The sequence below is a fragment of the Nitrospiria bacterium genome (assembly GCA_035498035.1).
GTDB lineage: Bacteria > Nitrospirota > Nitrospiria > JACQBZ01 > JACQBZ01 > JACQBZ01.
This window is the reverse complement of the sequence record DATKAN010000026.1, coordinates 126,658-145,755: the sequence shown is the minus strand read 5'-3', so window position 1 is coordinate 145,755 and position 19,098 is coordinate 126,658. Positions and strand designations below refer to the sequence as shown.

Below are 19,098 nucleotides of genomic sequence, written 5' to 3'. Positions count from 1 at the left end.
CCGTCAGCCTCTCAAGATGTAAAAGAAAATAATCGCCAGGAGCGAGAGAATAAACGCCAGTCCCAGAAAATCCGTCACGCGAAAGAGCCGAAGCTTCGCGAACATGGATTCGATCACCCCGATGACCACGGCCAGACCGCATATCTTGACCAACCAGACCGCGAGCCCGAACGCCATCCAGACCGGCTCCGGTTCGGTGGCGATCCCCCAGGGCACGAAGATGTTGCTGATCAAGGTCAGAAAAAGCAGCAGCTTCATGGCGGAGGCCCACTCGATCAACGCCAGGTATCGGCCCGAATACTCGAGGATCATGGCCTCATGGATCATCGTCAATTCCAGGTGCGTCGCGGGATTGTCGACCGGAACCCGGCCGGTCTCGGCGAGCGTCACGATGAACAGCGCCGCCAGGGCCATCAGATGCGGCGGCGGGTCCGTCACGACCCCCTGCAGAAGAGCCGTCTTGTGAACGATCGTGCTCAGGTTGGTGGAACCGGCCGTCAGGCCGACCGCAAAGATGGACAGAATCATCGCCGGCTCGGTCAGTGCGGCCACGATCGCCTCGCGGCTGCTTCCCATGCCCCCGAATGCCGACCCGGCGTCCAGCCCGGCCAGGATGAGAAAGAACGTTCCAAGGGCCAGAAGATAGACCACGGTGATGACGTCGCCCGCAAAGTTGAGGGGGACCTTCGACAAAAAGATCGGGACCAGCAGGAGCGCGGCCAACGTGGAAGCGAAAATAATGTAGGGGGACGCCGTAAAGATCCAGGAGGTGTGCGTGGAGGCCACCACGTCCTTGCGGAACAACTTGGCCAGATCATAATACGGCTGCAGCCAGCCGGGACCCCGGCGGCATTGAAGCCGGGCCTTCACCTTGCGGATCAGCCCGACCAGAAACGGCGAGACCGCAAGGATCACGATGGCCTGGGTAGCGGTTATCAGGATAGATTCCATCATCCCGCTCACCGAACCCATAATAAAAGAATGAGCAGCGTTATAAAAATATAGGACAGATACAGATGAAGGCTCCCGGCCTGCACGACGCGAAGCCGGTCCGCGATCCGGTTCAATACCCGCACCACGGGGTCGTAAAGGTACTTCTGAAACACCGGCTCGATGTGCGTTTCAAAACGCATCCGTTTGGCGAAGTAGTGGGATTCCTCCAACATTTCCGTTTCCAGCTTCACCGTCGGCCGATAGATCATGCTGAAGACCTGTTTAATCGGCTGGGTAAACCCGGTCGCGGTGTACTCCATCCGCGGCTTTAAATTGATCCCGCAGCCCCAGGTTTTGTAATGCCGCTTGCGAAGCCTTCCCCCGAGGGCCGCCGACGCCAGCAGCGCCGCAGGAATCAGGATCGCCATCAACGCCGCGAGCACCGGCGTCGAGATGCTGGCAAATCCGATCCCCGTCCCCGGCATGACCGCCAGCCCGCTCTCGGAGACGACGTGTCCGGCGATCGAAACCCCGGTGTAAGGGGCCGTGATCCGGTCGATCATCGGAATGACTCCCATCGGCGCGATGCCCAGGACGATGCAGAACAGGGCCATACCTCCCATCCCGATGCGCATCGTCCACGGCACTTCCCGGGCCTCCCGGGCATGGGCGCTTCGGGGCATCGCAAGAAACGAGATCCCGAAGGCCTTGGCAAAGCAGGCCAATGCGAGCACGCCGGTCAGGGCCAGCATCGCCGCGCCGATCGGGAGCATGATCTTCATCAGGACGTCCGGGATCTGGAAGCTCAGGAACAGGCTCTGAAACGTAAGCCACTCGCTCACGAAGCCGTTGCTCGGAGGAAGCGCCGAAATCGAGACGGCGCCGACCAGGAAGAAAAAAGCGGTCCAGGGCATCCTCTTGATCAGTCCCCCGTATTCCTCCATGTTACGCGTGTGCGTGGCATACGCCGTCGATCCCGCACCCAGGAAGAGAAGCCCCTTAAACATGGCATGATTGATCGTGTGATAGAGTCCGGCCAGGAGTCCGAGAGCCGCCAGATTGGACAGGCCGTAGGACTGGAAAATCATCCCGGCACCGATGCCCATGAGAATGATCCCGATATTCTCCACGCTATGGTAGGCCAGAAGACTTTTCAGGTCGTGTTCCATGAGTGCGTACATCACGCCGAGCAGGGCCGACACGGCTCCGATCGCCAGAACCGTAAATCCCCACTCCCAAGGAAAGGTCCCGCCCAGGAAATCGAAATAGACGCGGATCAGTCCGTAGATCGCCGTCTTGATCATGACCCCGGACATCAGGGCCGAGACATGAGACGGCGCGGCGGGATGGGCATAAGGCAGCCAGACATGAAGCGGCACGATGCCGGCCTTCGTCCCGAACCCGATCAGGGCCGCCGCGAAGACCAGCGTCCGGAATCCCTCCGGAAGCGGCGTGGCCGGATGGCCAAAGGTCTCGAAGGAAAAACTTCCGGTTTGCTGGTAGAAGATGAGGTAGGTCACGACGATGAAGGCGGTCCCGACATGGGTCATGATCAGGTAGAAAAATCCGGCGTAGCGCGTCTCAGGTTTTTCGTGCTCCGTGACAACCAGGAAGTAGGACACCACAGACATGATCTCCCAGACGATCAGAAAGAAAAACCCGTCATCGGCCAGGACGACCAAGGTCATCGAAAGAAGGAAGGCGTTGTAAAGCCCCCCCAGCGCACCGATGGAACGACGGCCCTCGAACTCCCGCACGTACCCGATCGCAAACTGGGAAACGGCCAACCCGACCGATGAAATGATCAGAACAAAGAAAGAGGCGAGAGGGTCCACGCGAACCTGGAAGGTCAGCAGCGGAAGGTTGGATGAAATGGAAAGGGTCGTGGCCGTCGGAGCCAACAGCCCCGCGAGGCCCAGCACGATCCCCGCAACGGATGCGGCCATGGCCGCCCCGTGTGCGACAAGATTTTGAACGTGGGGGTTCCGATAAAATAGGGGGGGAAGGAAAATTCCGGCTCCGTACAATACAACGACGGTCAATAAACTCGGCTGGACAATCCAAAACACGTCAATGGACAACAACCCACTCCTTGCAGCAGTTCATGGCCCCACTCCCAAGAATCGGATAGATCCCGGCTGAGCTAACCGATAGCTTATCAGAATATTGCACCATGGTGCAATTAGTTATTTTTTGCATTTAAAAGGCGCTTCATGTAGCATCTAGAAAGGGGGACGCCACCCGTCCAACGATTCCGAGGAGATCCTTCCGATGCGAAAGCACAAAGACCTTTTGGCCGTCTTGCGCCATAACCGTCAGCGCGTCACGCCGGCCCGGCAGATCCTGATTCAGTTCTTCATCGACAACCACGCCCGTTCTCTTTCGCTTCCCGAAATCCAGACGCACCTTCAGGATCGGCTCCCGGGAATCAACCGGTCGAGCGTCTACCGCAATCTTGAAATGTTGAAGGCGCTCAGCATCATCCAAGAGCTGCGCGTGGCCCGCAAAGGGCGACGCTATCAGTTCGTGTTCGAACGGCCGGTGCACCACTTCATCATCTGCAAGGCCTGCGGAAAGGTGAGCAAGGGCAAGCCTCATTTCTTTGAACGGGTTGAGCGCGCGCTCCAGGACATTCACGATTTCAAAAAAGCGAACCTGTCGATCACCTTCTACGGGTTTTGCAGCCGTTGTCGCGACAAGTGATGGGTGAAATCGGCGCCCCGCTTCCCGGACGGCGTTCTTGATAAATACCCCCCACTGTGTTAATTTAAAAGCCCTGACAAACCGCACACTACGAGCGTCGGCATGACACAAGAGATGACCTCACAACGGCCCGAGGCCTACAGCCCGCAAGCCATCGAGCCGGCCTGGCAGCGGCAATGGGAGACCGGCAAGGCCTTTCGCGTAGCCAAAGATCCGAAGCGGGCGAAGTATTACTGTCTCGTGATGTTTCCCTACCCGTCCGGCCGGATTCACATGGGCCACGTCCGCAATTACGTGATCGGGGACGTCGTCGCCCGATACAAAAGCATGCGCGGCTTCAACGTTCTTCACCCGATGGGATGGGACGCCTTCGGCCTCCCGGCCGAGAACGCCGCGATCGAACGGGGGGTTCACCCGTCGAAGTGGACGAAGGAAAACATCGCCACCATGCGGACGCAGCTCAAGCGGCTGGGCCTCTCCTACGACTGGGAACGCGAGGTGGCGACCTGCGACCCGGACTACTACAGATGGAACCAGTGGTTCTTCCTCAAAATGTATGAGCGCGGGCTGGCCTACAAAAAAAAGTCTTCGGTCAACTGGTGCCCGTCGTGCGAAACGGTCCTGGCCAACGAGCAGGTGATCGACGGGACCTGCTGGCGATGCGGCAGCACCGTCGTCCAAAAGGAGCTGGAACAGTGGTTCTTCAGAATCACGGCCTACGCCGAGGAGCTGCTTTCCGAATGCGACCGCTTGACCGGCTGGCCCGAACGGGTCCTGACGATGCAGCGGAACTGGATCGGCAAGAGCATCGGCGTCGAGGCCGACTTCCCGCTGGCCGACGATTCCGACAAGGCGGTCCGGATCTTCACCACCCGCCCCGACACGCTGTTCGGCGCGACCTTCGTGACGCTGGCGCCCGAGCATCCGATGGTGGAGGAGATCATCCGCGGGAAAAAGGAAGCGGCCGCCGTCCGGACCTTCGTGGAGCGGATCAAGAAGCAGGACAAGTCGGTTCGGATCGCCGAGGACATCGAAAAAGAGGGGGTCTTCACCGGCGCCCATGCGATCAACCCGATGACATCCGAGCGCGTCCCGGTCTGGATCGGGAATTTCGTTCTGATGGAATACGGAACCGGCGCGATCATGTGCGTTCCGGCTCACGACCAGCGCGATTTTGAGTTCGCCAAAAAATACGGAATTCCCGTCCGGGTCGTGATCCAGCCCGCCTCAGGCGGGCCGGAGGGAACCCTCCGGTCGGAAGACCTGACGGCGGCCTATGTCGAGGAGGCCGGACGGCTCGTCCACTCCGGGAAATTCTCCGGCTCGTCCCCCCGCGAGGCGCAGGAGAAGATCGCGGACACCCTCGAATCCGAAAAACGCGGCGCGCGCCGGGTCAATTACAAGCTCCGCGACTGGGGCATCTCCCGGCAGCGGTACTGGGGCACGCCGATCCCGATCCTCTATTGCGAAACCTGCGGGACGGTTCCGGTCCCCTACGAGGACCTGCCCGTCACGCTGCCGCAGGACGTCGCCTTTACGGGAAAGGGCGGCTCGCCGCTGGCCGCGGACAAAAAATTTCTGAATGTAAAATGCCCGAAATGCAAGGGCTCCGCCCGTCGGGAAACCGACACGATGGACACCTTCGTCGATTCCTCGTGGTATTTCCTCCGGTATCTATCGCCCCGACTCGATTCGGCTCCGTTCGAGCGTCCGGAAGCCGACTACTGGATGCCGGTGGATCAATACATCGGCGGAATCGAGCATGCGGTGCTCCATCTGCTCTACGCCCGTTTCTTCACCAAGGTCATCCGGGATCTGGGACTCGTGAAGGTGAACGAACCCTTCACGAACCTGCTGACCCAGGGAATGGTCTGCATGGAGACCTACCGTTGCGAAGAACACGGCTGGTTGTTTCCCGGCGAGGTGATCGGCTCGGAGAGGGAGGGGTGGCGCTGCCCGCACTGCAGGCGGCCGGTCGAACGGGGCCGGGTCGAGAAGATGTCCAAATCCAAAAAGAACATCGTCGACCCCGAACAACTCATCGCCAAATACGGCGCGGACACGGCCCGGCTGTTCTCCCTTTTTGCCGCCCCTCCGGAAAAGGACCTCGAATGGAACGACGCGGGCGTCGAGGGCGCCGCACGGTTTTTAAACCGCGTCTGGCGCCTGGTGACCCAATACGGGGCCGCAAAGGCATCGGCTCCCGCGGTTGGACATCTGGATCCCGATCGGCCCGTCGAACCGCAAGAGACCGCCCTTCGTCGCAAGACACACCAGACCGTCAAAAAAGTGACGGAAGACCTGGATCATGACTTCCAGTTCAACACGGCCATCGCCGCACTCATGGAGTTTTACAACTCGATCACCGAACGGGAACGCGAAGTCGGAACGGCTCTAACCGGCCAGGCAGTAGATACCCGGCGAGCGGAAGCGAGCGAGAGGGGGAGGCTCCAGCCGGCTTCGCCGGTGGAGGGGGCGACGCGAGCCCCTGCATTGGACGAGGCGGTCCGGACCCTTGTCATCCTGATCTCCCCCTTTGCCCCTCATATCGCCGAGGAACTCTGGAAACGACTGGGCCGCGCCGACGGCGTCTTCCGTCAGCCCTGGCCGAATTGGGACGAGGCCTGTCTGAAGACCGACGAGGTCACGATCGTTCTCCAGATCAACGGGAAACTGCGAAGCCAGATCCGCGTCCCGGCCGATCTGGACGAAGAGGGCATTCGAAACCGGGCCTTGGCCGATGGAAAGATCAGGGATTGGATGAAGGGACGGGCGCCGAAGAAGGTGGTCTACGTCCAAGGCAAATTGGTGAATATCGTCGTATGAAAATTCACGGATTGGTCAAACAATCCAACGGTGGGGCGGCCCGGAGAGGCCGCCCGCAACCAGAGCGGGCGCACAGGCCCGCCCCGACATTTCTACTGGGCGCCTTGATCCTTTCCCTCCTTCCCGCCGGCTGCGGCTACCATCTTTCCGGCAGCAACCGGCTTCCGCCCGATATCCAGACGATCGCCGTTCCGGTTTTTCACAACAACACCTTCGAGTCCACGCTGGAGCAAACCTTGACCGCGGCCGTCAAACAGGAGTTTTTGACGAACAGCCGCTTGAAGGTCGTGAACGATCCGGATGAGGCCGATCTCGTGGTGAAGGGAACGATCGTCTCCTACGGACTCACGCCCCTGTCCTTCGACCGCACCCGGAGCGTGGTGCTGGAGTACCGGGTCATTATCCGGGCCGCGGTCGCGGTCGAGGCCCCCCGCACGAAGAAGGTCCTCTGGAATGACGCCGGAATGGAGGCGGTCGCGGAATACCTCGTCAACCCCGACACGGCCGCGAACCAGGTGGCGGAGGACCACGCGGTCGCGGAGGCCAGCAAGCAATTTGCCGAAAACGTCGTCCACCGTGTTCTGGAGGGGTTTTGATGCCCTCCCGTCCCGGGGTGTTTAGCTATCATGACTTCCTTCACACGCTGGAACGCGGAACCGTCTCCCCGGTTTATCTCTTCACCGGGGAGGAGGAATTCCTGATCCAGGCCGCCATGGACCGGCTGCTTCGCGCCGTCGTCGATCCCGCGACGAAAGACTTTAATTACACCGTTCTGGACGGCGAATCGTCCTCCGCTGACGCCATCCTGACGGCCGTTGAGAGCCTCCCGGCCTTCGCCCAGCGGCGACTGGTCCTGCTCAAGAACGCCGATCAGCTCCCGGCCGCCGAGGCCAACCGCCTCGTGGCCTATATCAAGAATCCTTCCCCGACCACCTGCTTCGTCTGCATCGCCCCGAAGTTCGATGCGCGGCGGTCGTTTTTTCAGGCGTTGAAAGCCCAGGCCGCCGTCATGGACGCCAGGCCCCTCACCGATGCGCAGGTCACGGCCTGGCTCAAGGCCCAGGCCAAATCCCTGGGCCGCGTCATTTCGGAGGACGCCGTGCTTTTCTTGAAGGAGCGGGTCGGACGCGATCTTTTTCCGCTTCAGAATGAACTGACGAAGGCCGTCCTCGGCAGCGACCAACAAGAGACGATCGAACTGGAGGACGTGCAGCGGGCCTGCAGCGCCTCGGGCGGGGCCTCGGTGTACGACCTGCTGGGCGCCCTGTCTCGGCGCCACCTGGCATCCTCCCTTCGGACGCTGACGCGCTTGCTGGAGGAAGGCGAACCGCCGCTGAAAATCCTGTCGACGGTCGGCTACCGGTTTCGGCTGGTCTGGAAAGTGAAACGCGCGATGCAGGCCGGGCATTCCGATGCGGCCCTGATGCGGATGTTCGGACTGGGTCAATGGGCCGCCGGGCCCGTGATCGCCTCGGCCCAGGCCTATGCGGAAAAAGACCTTCGCTGGGCCTTTCAGCGTTTCCTCGAAACGGACGCCGGGCTCAAAGGGGGCGCCCTTTCCCCCAAACTGCTCTTAGAGCTTCTGGTGTTCGACCTGTGCTCCGGAAAGCAGAAAGGGCTACGCCGATTTCTGGGTCGGCAACCCCTTCTTTACCTTTGATGTCAGGCGGGAGATCTTGCGGGAAGCGGTGTTCCGGTGCAGGACGCCTTTCGTGACGGCCCGGTCGAAGGCCGAGGTGGCCTTGAGCAAAAGGGCCTTCGCCTCGTCCAGTTTTTTAGCCGCCATCGCGGCGTTCATCTTCTTGACGAGCGTTCTCAGCGAGGATACCACAAGCTGGTTCCGGGTGTGGCGTTTTTTCGACTTTCGTGCTTGTTTGATCGCGGACGCGTGATCAGCCATTTAAACTCCTTTTTGTGTTCGGGTGAATCCGAAGGTGTCGATTTGTACCATGAAGGCGTTATGACAGTCAAGGAAATTTTCGTAGGGGCCTACGGCCGCAGGCCCTCACATAACAAATAATATCTTCGGGATAATAGGGGCAGGGCGCGCCCTGCCCCTGCCAACATATTTGACCCAAGAACGCCGACAGATCGCCAAGGCCGCCGGATTGATCGGTCTCGCCACCTTTTCCAGCCGGATCATGGGCTTCGTCCGGGACATGGTCCTGGCCCGCCTCTTCGGGGCCGGCATGGCCGCCGACGCCTTCTTCGTCGCCTACCGGATCCCCAACATGCTCCGCGAGCTGTTCGCGGAGGGCTCCATGTCGGCGGCCTTCATCCCCGTCTTCACGGAATACCTCGGTAAACGGACGAAGGAAGAGGCCCGCGAACTGGCCTCGGCCGTCTTCACGGTCCTGCTGACGACCGTGGCCGTCATCTGCCTCCTGTCCATCCTCGCCGCCCCCTGGATCGTCGGGGCCATCGCGCCGGGCTTCGCGGCCGAACCGGGGAAATTCGACCTGACCACGATGCTGAGCCGCTTCATGTTTCCCTACCTCCTGTTCATCAGCCTGGCCGCGCTCACGATGGGCATGCTCAATTCGCTGCGGGCCTTCGCCGTGCCGGCCTTCTCGCCCGTGATGTTCAATGTCTGCATCATTACGGCGGCGTTGTGGCTGTCGCCCCGCCTCACCGAACCGATCTTCGGCGTGGCGATCGGCGTCGTGGCCGGCGGCGCGGTCCAGTTTTTCATGCAGCTTCCCAGTCTCCGGCGCCACCGGATGATGATCGGATTTCGTTTCGATCCGCTTCATCCGGGCGTGAAGCGGATCGGACGGCTGATCCTGCCGGCGATGGTGGGTTTGTCCGTGACGCAGGTGAACATCCTGGTGAACACGCTCCTGGCCTCCTATCTTCCCGAAGGCAGCCAGACCTACCTGTTTTACGGTATGCGGCTCGTCCTCTTTCCCTTGGGAATCTTCGGCGTCGCGCTCGGGACGGCCATCCTCCCGACGATGGCCCGGCAGACCTCCGACGGCCAGATCCATGAATTGAAGAAGACGCTCTCATTCGGGCTCCGGCTGGTTTTCTTCATCATCATCCCGGCCATGATCGGGCTGATGACGCTTCGGATTCCGATCATCCATCTTTTTTTCCAGCACGGCCGATTCACGGCCCAGGCGACGGTCGGCACGGCCGCCGCCTTGCTGTTTTATTGCTTCGGCCTGCCGGCCTTCGCGGGGATTCGGATCGTGGTGGCCGCCTTTTATTCCCTGCAGGACACGAAGACGCCGGTGAAGGTCGCCGTCACGGCCATGGCGGTCAATATTGTACTATGCCTTCTCCTGATGCGGCCGTTGTTGCACGGAGGCCTGGCCTTGGCCACGTCTCTGGCGGCCGTCGTAAACTTCGGCCTGCTGGTCCGGATCTTAAACCGCCGCCTCCACGGCATCGCCTGGACCGAGATCCTTCGCTCGGTCGGAAACACCGTCGCGGCCACGATACCGGTCGGTGGGATCGGATGGGCCGTCGCGCGCCAGGACCTCTGGTCCTTCCCCGGCGAATGGTCCGCAAAGGCGGTCTGGCTTTCCGGCGGGATCGGCCTGTCGATCTTGAGTTACATCGTGGCCAACCGACTCTTGCGATCCGAGGAACAGGCCTTCCTCTGGGATATGGTCAAGGCCAAGATCGCGAAGAAATGGGCCCGGCCGCAATGAAGGCCCTGATCCAACGCGTCCTCGAGGCGCAGGTCAGCGTGGAGGGAGAGATCGTGGGCCGGATCGGTCCGGGTCTGGTCGTGCTCCTGGGGGTGGCCAAAGAGGACGGCGAGCGGGAGGCCGACCGGCTCGCCGAGCGGATTTGCGTCTACCGGATCTTCGACGACGAGAACGGCCGGATGAACCGCTCGATTCAAGAGGTCGGCGGACAGGTCCTGGCCGTTTCCCAATTCACGCTGGTGGCCGACGTCGCGAAAGGAACCCGCCCCAGTTTCACCCCGGCCGCGGATCCGGATCGGGCCGAAAAATTATACCGACGCTTTGTCGACCGGCTCATCGCCGCCGGCCTGACGGTCGAAACCGGCCGCTTCGGCGCGCGGATGATCGTCTCGCTTCACAACGACGGCCCGGTGACGTTTCTCCTTGAAAGCTGAGGCCCGAAGCCGGGGGATTTGTTCTCCGGTTTTATTTTTGCTATAGTAATCTTATGCTACGCGCGGTGATTTTCGATTGCGACGGGGTGATCGTCAACAGCGAACCGCACCACCTGACGGCCTTTCGGGAGGTGCTGGCAGAGGAAGGGATCCGTCTGTCCACCGAGGACTACTATTCCAAATATCTCGCGATGGACGACAAGGGCTGTTTCGAAGCCGTCCTGCGTGCCCACAACCGTCCGGTCGACAATAAAATCCTAAAAAACCTGATTATCCGGAAGATGGAAATCTACCGCCGGCTCTCCCAGCAGGAATTGATCCTCTATCCCGGCGTCGTGGATCTGGTCAACGATCTCAAGGACCGCTACCGGCTCGCGATCGCCTCCGGCGCCTTTCGCGGCGAGGTGAAGTTCGCTCTGGACAAAGGCGGGATGCGCGGGGCGTTCCCCGTGCTCGTGACGGCGCAGGACGTCCGGAACGGAAAACCGCACCCCGAGGCCTTTCAGACCGCCCTGGCCCAAATCAATCAGACCGAGCCGAAGCCGGCCCCGCCGATCCGGCCGGAGGAATGTCTCGTGATCGAGGATTCGTTGCACGGGGTCGAGGGCGCCCATGCCGCCGGGATGAAATGCCTCGCGGTCAGCAATTCCTATCCGAAGGAAAAACTCACCCACGCGGAACGGGTCGTCGAAAGTCTCGAAGGGATCCGGCCGGAAGAGCTCGAAAAACTTTTTTAGAGGCTCCTTATTCGTCCCCGCCGGAGGTCCGGCCCTGCGAGATTCTCGTCACGGCAATCCGGATCCGTCGCTCGCGCGTCTCGGGCCGCTTCGCCGACTCGATCCAACGGACATACTCTTTCTTGTGGGGTTGGGACAGGCTCTCAAAAAGCTTCCGGGCGGTCTTGTGCTGGGAGAGCGCCGTCATCAGATCTCGGGGAATTTCGACGCTTCGAAGTTCGGTATCCTTTTCAAGAACCACCTCCACCGCCCGGCCCTCCTGGATCTTGGCCCCTTCCCACATCTCTTTGTTGACCATCATAAAATGCTGGCCTTCTCCCATCGGGAAGAGGGAAGAGCGGAAGGGAAACCCGTTGATCGTGCCTTTGACCGGAACACGGGCCCGGGTTCCGAAGACTTCCTCGACCGAGAACGGCATTCGGAAGACGGTCCAGGCGTCCTCCTCGCCCATCGATTCGAGCCGGGTTTTAAACGCATGAACCCCCGGACGGGATTTGTCTTTGTTCCTGGAAACCGACATCGCAGATCCTTTCCGCGAGGTCACGCCGACGATTACTCGCAGATCGCCCCTTGGGAGGCGGACCGGACGTATCGGGCGTACTTGGCGAGCGCGCCGTGCGTGTATTTGGGCCGGAGCGGCTTCCATTTCTTAAGCCGCCGCCGGATCTCGTTCGCCGTCAGTTCGACATCGATCCGGCGCCGTGTCGCGTCGATGCGGATAATGTCCCCGTTTTTCACGATCGCGATCGGTCCGCCCGCGGCCGCCTCGGGGGCAACATGGCCGGCCATCAAGCCGTGCGTCGCCCCCGAGAAACGCCCGTCCGTCAGCAGCGCCACCGAATCGCCCAGACCCTCCCCGACCAGCGCCGCCGTCAAGGCGAGCATCTCCCGCATCCCCGGCCCGCCCTTCGGTCCTTCGTACCGGATGACGACCACGTCCCCGGCCTTGATCCGCCGGGCTTTCACCGCGGCGAAGGCGTCCTCTTCGCGGTTAAACACCTTGGCCGGACCCCGATGCGTCAGATTCTTCACCCCGGCGACTTTCACGACGCAACCCTCGGGCGCAAGATTGCCCTTCAAGATCACGATCGCGCCGGTGGGATTGATCGGAGATTGGACGGGATGCACGACGTCCTGGTTGGCCGGGAACCGGACCTCTTTGAGATTTTCTTTCACCGTTTTTCCCGTTACGGTCAGCGCGTCCCCGTGCAGCAAGCCGGCCGAAAGCAGTTCCTTCATGACGACCGGGATCCCGCCGACCCGGTCGAGATCGACCATGACATAGCGCCCGCCGGGCTTCATATCGGCGATATGGGGCGTCCGGCGGCTGATTCGATCGTAATCCTCGATCCGGAGCTTCACCCCGGACTCATGGGCGATCGCCAGGAGATGCAGGACGGAATTCGTGGAGCCGCCGATCGAGACGCAGACCGCGATCGCGTTCTCAAGCGACCGGCGCGTGATGATGTCGCGGGGCTTGATTCCCAGCTTTAGTAAATTGAGAACGGCCTTGCCGCTCTCGAAACAGACCCGGATCCGCCTCTCGTCGACCGCCGGGACCGACGCGCTTCCGGGGAGCGACATCCCCAGCGCCTCGATCGCCGAGGCCATCGTGTTGGCCGTGAACATTCCGGCGCAGGAACCCTCGCCCGGGCAGGCGGCATTCTCCAGGGTCTTCAATTCGCTCGACGAGATCTTGCCCATGGTGTAGGCCCCGACTGCCTCGAAGACATCCTGGATCGTGACGTCCTTGCCATGAAACGTTCCGGGCATGATCGTGCCGCCGTAGATAAAGACCGAGGGGATGTTCAGCCGCGCGCTGGCCATCACCATCCCCGGCAGGCTCTTGTCGCAGCCGGCGATCGTGACGAGGCCGTCGAACCGCTGGGCGAAGGCCACCAGCTCGACTGAGTCCGCGATCGCCTCCCGGGTCATGAGCGAAGCCTTCATGCCTTCGTGCCCCATCGCGATGCCGTCGCTGACGGCGATCGTCCCGTATTCGATCGGCATCCCGCCCGCCTCGCGCACGCCTTCCTTGGCATGCTGGGCCAGGCGGTTCAAGTGAATGTTGCACGGCGTCACCTCGTTCCAGGAGCTGGCCACGCCGATATGCGGCCGGGCCAGTTGTTCATCGGAGAACCCCATCGCGTGAAACATGGCCCGGTGCGGCGATCGCTCGGGGCCTTCCATCACATCGCGGCTTCGGGGTTTCAACTTGCTTGTCTCGTTCGAGCCCATTTATTACTCCTTCCGGGCGTTCAAAGAATCCGTAAATACGGGAGCTTATTTTAAGAGAATTACGGCCGATTTGCAACGAAAAGATGGATCAAGCGAGGGGATGCCGTGAAGGATGCGTTTGCTTTCACGAGGCCGGCTTGTTATACTCCACGCTGAAAACACGCTCCCGTTTCATTTGAAAGGACCGACTTTGAGAATCGAATTGGGACAAGACGGTTGTCAGTTATGAGGGCTCTTCTCTACGGCATTTTCTTTCTCTCGGGAGCTTCCGCGCTTATCTTTGAAACACTCTGGTTCCACCAGGCGGGTTTGGCGTTCGGCAACAGCGTTTGGGCATCGAGCCTCGTCCTCTCGGGCTTCATGGGCGGGCTCGCGCTGGGCAACGCGCTGGCCGCGCGCTACGGCGATCGCCTGGGCAACCCGATTCGGGTCTATGCGATCGCCGAGCTCGCCATCGGGCTTACGGGGGTGGGGCTCATCTATCTGTTTCCGGTCCTCGGAGCGGTGCTCGCGCCCTGGCTTGGCCCGTTCTTGGATCACCCCTGGGTCCTGAATCCGATCCGACTCTTTATCGCCTTTATCCTGCTGCTGATTCCGACCACGGCGATGGGAATCACGCTGCCCCTGCTCACAAAGGCTCTCTCCGGCCCCGCGGAGAATTTTGGACACGTGCTGGGCCGACTGTACGGATGGAACACCGTGGGAGCGGTCGTCGGAGTGGTCCTGGGCGAATTGGAATTGATCCGCATCCTTGGGGTGCAAGGCACAGCGCTCGCCGCCGGGGCGCTGAATACGGTTGCCGCCGGCGCCGCCGGATGGCTTGCGGGCAAATCCCCCGGTCAGACCCCGGCCTCCGGGCCCCCCGTCCGGGAGGCGCTTCCTTTGGATAAGGGGAGCCGTTGGCTCGCGGCCGCGTTTCTCTCGGGATTCTGCCTGCTCGCCCTGGAGGTGGTCTGGTTCCGCTTCCTGCTCCTTTTTATACTAGGCCATACGGTCGCGTTTGCGCTTATGTTGGGGATTGTACTGGCGGGCATTGCGCTCGGGGGCTTGGCCGCATCCTATATGCTGCGGCTCTGGCCCGATGCCCACCGTTTAAATGCGCCGGTTGCTTTCTCGGCCGGTTCCCTCTGCGTGGTCTCCTATGCGACGTTCCCGTTGGTCATTCACCCCTATGGAACCCTCGAACTTTTTAAGGCCTTGGATATCGTGCATCTGGGTCTTCCGCTCATGTTCCCGGTCTGTTTTCTGTCCGGTGTCCTGTTTACGTTCCTGGGCGCGGCCCTGCGGAATGATCTCGCCTCGGAAACCGCGACCGTCGGAGCGCTGACCTTGACCAACACCATCGGCGCCGCGTTCGGCTCACTGGCCGGCGGATTCTTTCTGCTTCCCGTCTTAGGAATGGAACGGTCTTTTTTTCTCCTGGCGCTCCTCTACGGCGGCATCGGGGTGTGGCTGCTGGTGAACGGCCCGGCCCCGCGCCGGATCGCCACGGTCGCCGCCGTCGTGTTTCTGCTCATCGCGGCGCTGTTTCCCTTCGGATCCATGACAAGGGGCTACCTCACGCTCCCGGTGAAGCGTTTTATCGACGAAGGCGCTCCGGGACGGATCGCGGCGATTCGCGAGGGCTTGACCCAGACCATCATCTACTTTGAAAGGACCCTGTGGGACAAGCCCCTGGCTTACAGGCTGCTCACCAACTCCTACTCGATGTCGGCGAACGACTACAAGGACCGCCGTTACATGGATCTCTTCGTCAACTGGCCGATGGCGGTTCATCCCCATATCAAACGAGCCCTCCTGATCTGCTTCGGGGTGGGAAACACGGCGAAAGCGCTGACGGATTCAAGGGGCGTTGAAACCATCGATGTGGTCGATATTTCCCGGGACGTTCTGGAAATGAGCGACGTCGTCTATCCGAACGGAGCCGACAATCCCCTGCATGACCCCCGGGTGCGCGTTCATATTGAAGACGGGCGCTATTTTCTTCAGACGACCGATCAGCGTTTCGATCTGATCACGGGAGAACCGCCGCCGACGAACGTGGCCGGTGTCGTCAACCTTTACTCGCGCGAGTACTACCAGCTCATTTACAACCGGCTCGCCGAAGGCGGCATGGTCACCTATTGGCTGCCCCTCTCCAACCTCTCCATTTCAAGCACCAAGGCCATCCTGCGGGCCTTTTGCGATGTGTTCGAGGACTGTTCGCTTTGGAACGGAACGGCCGTAAGCCTCATGATGGTGGGAAGCCGGCACGCGACCGGCCCGGTGTCGGAGGAGGATTTCACCCGCCAATGGAACGACCGGGTCGTCGCGCCCGAGCTATCGGCGGTCGGGGTGGAACGGCCGGAGCAGTTGGGGGCGCTGTTCATCGGGGATGCCGACTATCTGAGGACACTCACTCGCGACACCCCGCCTTTGGTCGACAACTATCCCAAACGAATCAGCGCCCCGTTCGAGCCTCCGGAGGAAGTGGCCCGGTTTTTTGCAGGCTGGATGGATGTACTCGCCGATCGAGAACGCTTTCGAACCAGCCCTCTGATCCAAGGTCTTTGGCCGGTGCGTATGCGGAATGATTCGCTTCCCTACTTTGACATTCAGCGCGTCATCAACGCGCAATGGTACGGCGCCCGGTCGCATCTGGGCATCGAAGATCTTCACTCCCTGTTGACCCGATCCCGTCTGACGACCACGGCGCTCTGGCTCATGGGAAGCAATTCGGATATCCAACGAATCGTATCCGGGGCGGATCCTCAGGCGCTCTCAAACCCGGCCCTGCAGTATCACCTCGGCGTCCGATTCATATCCGAACGCAATTACGCGGCGGCCGTCGAGCCTTTGAGCCGGGCCGAGGGGTCCCCGGAGCTTCGTGATCAGGCATTCCGGTTTCGTATTTACGCGCTCTGCATGTCCGGGCAAACCGACGAAGCCCAGCATTTGGCCCAGCTGCGATTGGCGCAGCTCTTGAAAGAAAAAGGGACCCACGCCGAATCCCTCAAAGAAACCGACCTGCCTCCTTACTGGGTTTGGATGAAGAAGACTTTCGGTATTGATCCGCTTGCAGGCGTCTGAGGTCTATTGGGCGGGCTTCCTCTCACATCCGAATCCCACGCGGATGCATCGCGTAAATAAATGGCGGAGAGGTAGGGATTCGAACCCTAGGTGGAGGTTTCCCCCCACAACTGCTTAGCAGGCAGCTGCCTTCAACCGCTCGGCCACCTCTCCGTAAAATTTGCTCTGCAAATTTTACAGAGCATTCGAACAATGGAGCAATAGAAAATAGACAAGAATCATAACGGTGTGAGAATGCGGTCTATTTCACCATTGATCTATTTTCAATCCTAAAGATCCGGTCAACCCATTGGAGTTGTTTATTCTATTCAAAACATCGGTTGATTGCAATGACTCTTTTTAATCACTCTGAATCGGTTGATCCGGCAGCTCATTGAGATTCCCATGCGGACTTGTTCTGTCGGCCGGAAAGTGCCGGGCCAGCACCTCGCCGCAGATCGCGATCGCTTCGCAAAACCCGTCGCCGGTCCGTTTTTCCTTCAGGGCCCTTGTCAGGACGCTCGCCGCCCTCCGCCACTCGGCATCGCCCACCTTTTCATGAATTCCCCGATCGGCCAGGATCTGAACCCGGCGTTCCAATAGCGAGGCGAGGATCAGTATGCCCGTGGATTCCCGCGTTTTATGCAGTTCGTGTTCATAGAAGGCACGAAGGGCCCGATCGAAAACCTTGGCCTCCATTTCCCGGTGCGTGAGGAAAAGGCGCTTGAGGGCGTCGATCCGGAACAGAAGATTGCCGAAGATGTAGCCCAAAATCTCGAGCAGTAAAAACCATGAGGGATGGCTTTGAGGCCGGAGGAGCAACCCCACCACAAAGGCCGTGACGGCGAAGCCGATCCCGCCCGCCACATGAAGGCGGGCATAGGAATCGCTCGCCTGAACGATCATCGGCACGATCTCGCCGCGCGTGCGGGACTCGGCCGCGGCCACGGCTCGACGGATCCGTTCTTGATCATCCGGGGTGAGATATCGGCGGACCTTTCGCATCACCATCTCCCCGAGGCCCCGCCCCCGCCAAAGCCCCCCCCGCCTCCCGAGAATCCACCCCCGCCCCCAAACCCGCCCCCGCCCAACCCGCCGAAGCCCCCGAACCCCGACCGCCCGCTCCACCTCCCGCCGCCCATCGGGCCGCCGTAGAATCCGAAGAAGAGCCTCACGAAGAACGGGGCGACGGCCCCGAGCAGCAGCCCCAGAAAAACGGCCGGGATCAGACCGATCCCACCGAGCCCGGCGAACATCTTTAAGCCCCCGGCCAGAAATCCTCCCGCGATCGCCCCGGCCGTCCAATGAATCAGACCGATCAGACCCGCAAAAAACAGAAGCATCATCAGGATCGGGAAAAACGACTGGATGGCCTCCGGGACCCTGCGTTCGGCCGTGAATTCCTCGCCGATCACGGCCTCCATGGCCGACACCGCGCCGTTGATCCCGTCGTAGTAATCGCCGGCCTGGAACCGGGGCGCAAGAATGTTCCGGATGATCCGGGCCGATTTCGCGTCGGTCAGAATGCCTTCGAGACCGTACCCGACCTCGATCCGCACCCGGCGTTCGTTAGGGGCCACGATCAATATGGCCCCGTTGTCTTTATGTTTCTGTCCCGCCTTCCAGGCCTCCGCGACCGCCATCGAATAGGACTCGATGTCCTGCCCTTCGAGGGATTTCACTGTCAGAACGACGATCTGGTTTGAGGTGCGCCGCTCGTATTCGGAAAGGGCCCGGTCCAACGCGGCGATCTGTGAAGGGGTTAACAGACCCGCCTCGTCCGTCACGTATCCGGCCGGTTGGGGGACGGCGGCCCAAACCGGCGAGGACGTTCCGGCCGTCAAAAAGGCTGCGAAAAGACACGCTGGCCCAATAAGACGCACCTTAGAACTTCACCTCGGGCGGTTTTTCGGCGCCCGGCGTCGTGGCCGCGAAATTGGGACGGACTTCCAAATGGAGGATATACCGGGCCGTAAGGTTGGTCGGAAAATACCGGACCATCTTGTTGTACTCGTTCACGGAATCGATGTAGCGTTTGCGGGCCACGGTGATCCGGTTTTCGGTTCCCTCGAGCTGGGACTGGAGGTCCAGAAAATTCTGATTGGCCTTGAGATCGGGATATTTCTCCACGACGACCATCAGCCTGGAAAGCGCCGAGGTCAGACCGGCTTGCGCGTTCTCGAATTGTTTGAAGCTCTGGGGATCGTTGAGCGTCTGCGGCGTCACCTGCAGCGAGCCCACCTTGGCCCGGGCCTCGGTGACGGCCTCCAAGGTCTCCCGCTCGTGCGCCGCGTATCCCTTGACCACGTTGACCAGGTTCGGAATCAGGTCCGCCCGTCGCTGGTACTGGTTCTGGACCTCCGACCAGGCCGACTTCACGTTCTCATCGAGGCCCTGGAGATCGTTATACCCGCAGCCGGCCAGGGACGATAGTAGTAATGCCACGACAGCCGTTCGCATGAATCTTCGCATCTCACTACCCTCCATCAATTTATTGCGGATAATCTATGATAACGGAAGCAC

At 60.8% G+C, this 19,098-nt stretch carries 16 protein-coding genes and 1 tRNA gene; 8 read left to right on the top strand and 9 right to left on the bottom strand.

The window, feature by feature from the left end; translation table 11 throughout:
- Positions 1-3: 3 nt before the first annotated feature.
- Both VMN77_06150 and hyfB read right to left on the bottom strand, forming a co-directional pair.
- Positions 4-954, bottom strand: a complete 951-nt coding sequence (locus VMN77_06150; GenBank protein ID HTN43362.1) for an NADH-quinone oxidoreductase subunit H — start codon at positions 952-954, stop codon at positions 4-6.
- Between the two features lie 5 nt (positions 955-959).
- Positions 960-3,002, bottom strand: coding sequence for a hydrogenase 4 subunit B (gene hyfB / locus VMN77_06145; protein ID HTN43361.1), 2,043 nt, complete (start codon positions 3,000-3,002; stop codon positions 960-962).
- 202 nt (positions 3,003-3,204) lie between these two features.
- Between hyfB and VMN77_06140 the strand changes: the two genes are divergently transcribed.
- The 4 genes from VMN77_06140 (at position 3,205) to holA (ending at position 8,122) form a co-directional block, all read left to right on the top strand.
- The gene (locus VMN77_06140; protein HTN43360.1) at positions 3,205-3,636 is read left to right on the top strand and encodes a Fur family transcriptional regulator; all 432 of its coding nucleotides are present in this window, start codon (positions 3,205-3,207) and stop codon (positions 3,634-3,636) included.
- Positions 3,637-3,738: 102 nt separating this feature from the next.
- Positions 3,739-6,462: a leucine--tRNA ligase gene (gene leuS / locus VMN77_06135; GenBank protein ID HTN43359.1), complete on the top strand. Its 2,724-nt coding sequence runs from the start codon at positions 3,739-3,741 to the stop codon at positions 6,460-6,462.
- Positions 6,459-7,058 carry an LptE family protein gene (locus tag VMN77_06130; GenBank protein ID HTN43358.1) on the top strand — a complete coding sequence of 200 codons (600 nt, stop codon included), beginning with the start codon at positions 6,459-6,461 and terminating at the stop codon, positions 7,056-7,058. Before leuS ends, VMN77_06130 begins: the two co-directional genes overlap by 4 nt.
- Positions 7,058-8,122: a DNA polymerase III subunit delta gene (gene holA, locus VMN77_06125; protein HTN43357.1), complete on the top strand. Its 1,065-nt coding sequence runs from the start codon at positions 7,058-7,060 to the stop codon at positions 8,120-8,122. Before VMN77_06130 ends, holA begins: the two co-directional genes overlap by 1 nt.
- Here holA and rpsT read toward each other — a convergent pair.
- A complete protein-coding gene (gene rpsT / locus VMN77_06120; protein HTN43356.1) occupies positions 8,081-8,362 on the bottom strand; it encodes a 30S ribosomal protein S20 in 282 nt (93 codons plus the stop codon). The genes holA and rpsT overlap by 42 nt on opposite strands.
- A 169-nt stretch (positions 8,363-8,531) precedes the next feature.
- Between rpsT and murJ the strand changes: the two genes are divergently transcribed.
- Genes murJ through VMN77_06105 form a run of 3 tightly spaced genes read left to right on the top strand, consistent with a single transcriptional unit; the run spans position 8,532 to position 11,289 of the window.
- Positions 8,532-10,118: a murein biosynthesis integral membrane protein MurJ gene (gene murJ, locus VMN77_06115; GenBank protein ID HTN43355.1), complete on the top strand. Its 1,587-nt coding sequence runs from the start codon at positions 8,532-8,534 to the stop codon at positions 10,116-10,118.
- Positions 10,115-10,552, top strand: a complete 438-nt coding sequence (dtd, locus tag VMN77_06110) for a D-aminoacyl-tRNA deacylase (protein ID HTN43354.1) — start codon at positions 10,115-10,117, stop codon at positions 10,550-10,552. The genes murJ and dtd overlap by 4 nt, the downstream gene beginning before the upstream one ends.
- Positions 10,553-10,605: 53 nt before the next feature.
- Positions 10,606-11,289 (top strand): HAD family phosphatase, encoded by a 684-nt coding sequence (locus tag VMN77_06105; protein HTN43353.1) that lies wholly within the window; start codon positions 10,606-10,608, stop codon positions 11,287-11,289.
- A gap of 7 nt (positions 11,290-11,296) precedes the next feature.
- Here the strand turns inward: VMN77_06105 and VMN77_06100 are convergent, their stop codons facing one another.
- A complete protein-coding gene (locus tag VMN77_06100) occupies positions 11,297-11,809 on the bottom strand; it encodes a YdeI/OmpD-associated family protein (GenBank protein ID HTN43352.1) in 513 nt (170 codons plus the stop codon).
- Positions 11,810-11,841: 32 nt separating this feature from the next.
- Entirely contained in the window at positions 11,842-13,527 is a 1,686-nt protein-coding gene (ilvD, locus tag VMN77_06095; GenBank protein ID HTN43351.1) for a dihydroxy-acid dehydratase, read from the bottom strand.
- A 225-nt stretch (positions 13,528-13,752) separates the two neighbouring features.
- Between ilvD and VMN77_06090 the strand changes: the two genes are divergently transcribed.
- Positions 13,753-16,596 carry a spermidine synthase gene (locus VMN77_06090; GenBank protein HTN43350.1) on the top strand — a complete coding sequence of 948 codons (2,844 nt, stop codon included), beginning with the start codon at positions 13,753-13,755 and terminating at the stop codon, positions 16,594-16,596.
- A 61-nt stretch (positions 16,597-16,657) separates the two neighbouring features.
- Here the strand turns inward: VMN77_06090 and VMN77_06085 are convergent.
- The 4 genes from VMN77_06085 to VMN77_06070 all read right to left on the bottom strand — a co-directional run bounded on the left by VMN77_06085 (position 16,658) and on the right by VMN77_06070 (position 19,047).
- A tRNA-Ser gene (locus VMN77_06085) sits at positions 16,658-16,749 on the bottom strand.
- A gap of 186 nt (positions 16,750-16,935) precedes the next feature.
- The gene (locus tag VMN77_06080; protein ID HTN43349.1) at positions 16,936-17,580 is read right to left on the bottom strand and encodes a TPM domain-containing protein; all 645 of its coding nucleotides are present in this window, start codon (positions 17,578-17,580) and stop codon (positions 16,936-16,938) included.
- The gene (locus VMN77_06075) at positions 17,580-18,419 is read right to left on the bottom strand and encodes a TPM domain-containing protein (GenBank protein HTN43348.1); all 840 of its coding nucleotides are present in this window, start codon (positions 18,417-18,419) and stop codon (positions 17,580-17,582) included. Before VMN77_06075 ends, VMN77_06080 begins: the two co-directional genes overlap by 1 nt.
- 40 nt (positions 18,420-18,459) lie before the next feature.
- On the bottom strand, positions 18,460-19,047 hold the full coding sequence (locus tag VMN77_06070; protein HTN43347.1) for a LemA family protein: 588 nt from the start codon (positions 19,045-19,047) through the stop codon (positions 18,460-18,462).
- Between the last annotated feature and the right edge of the window lie 51 nt (positions 19,048-19,098).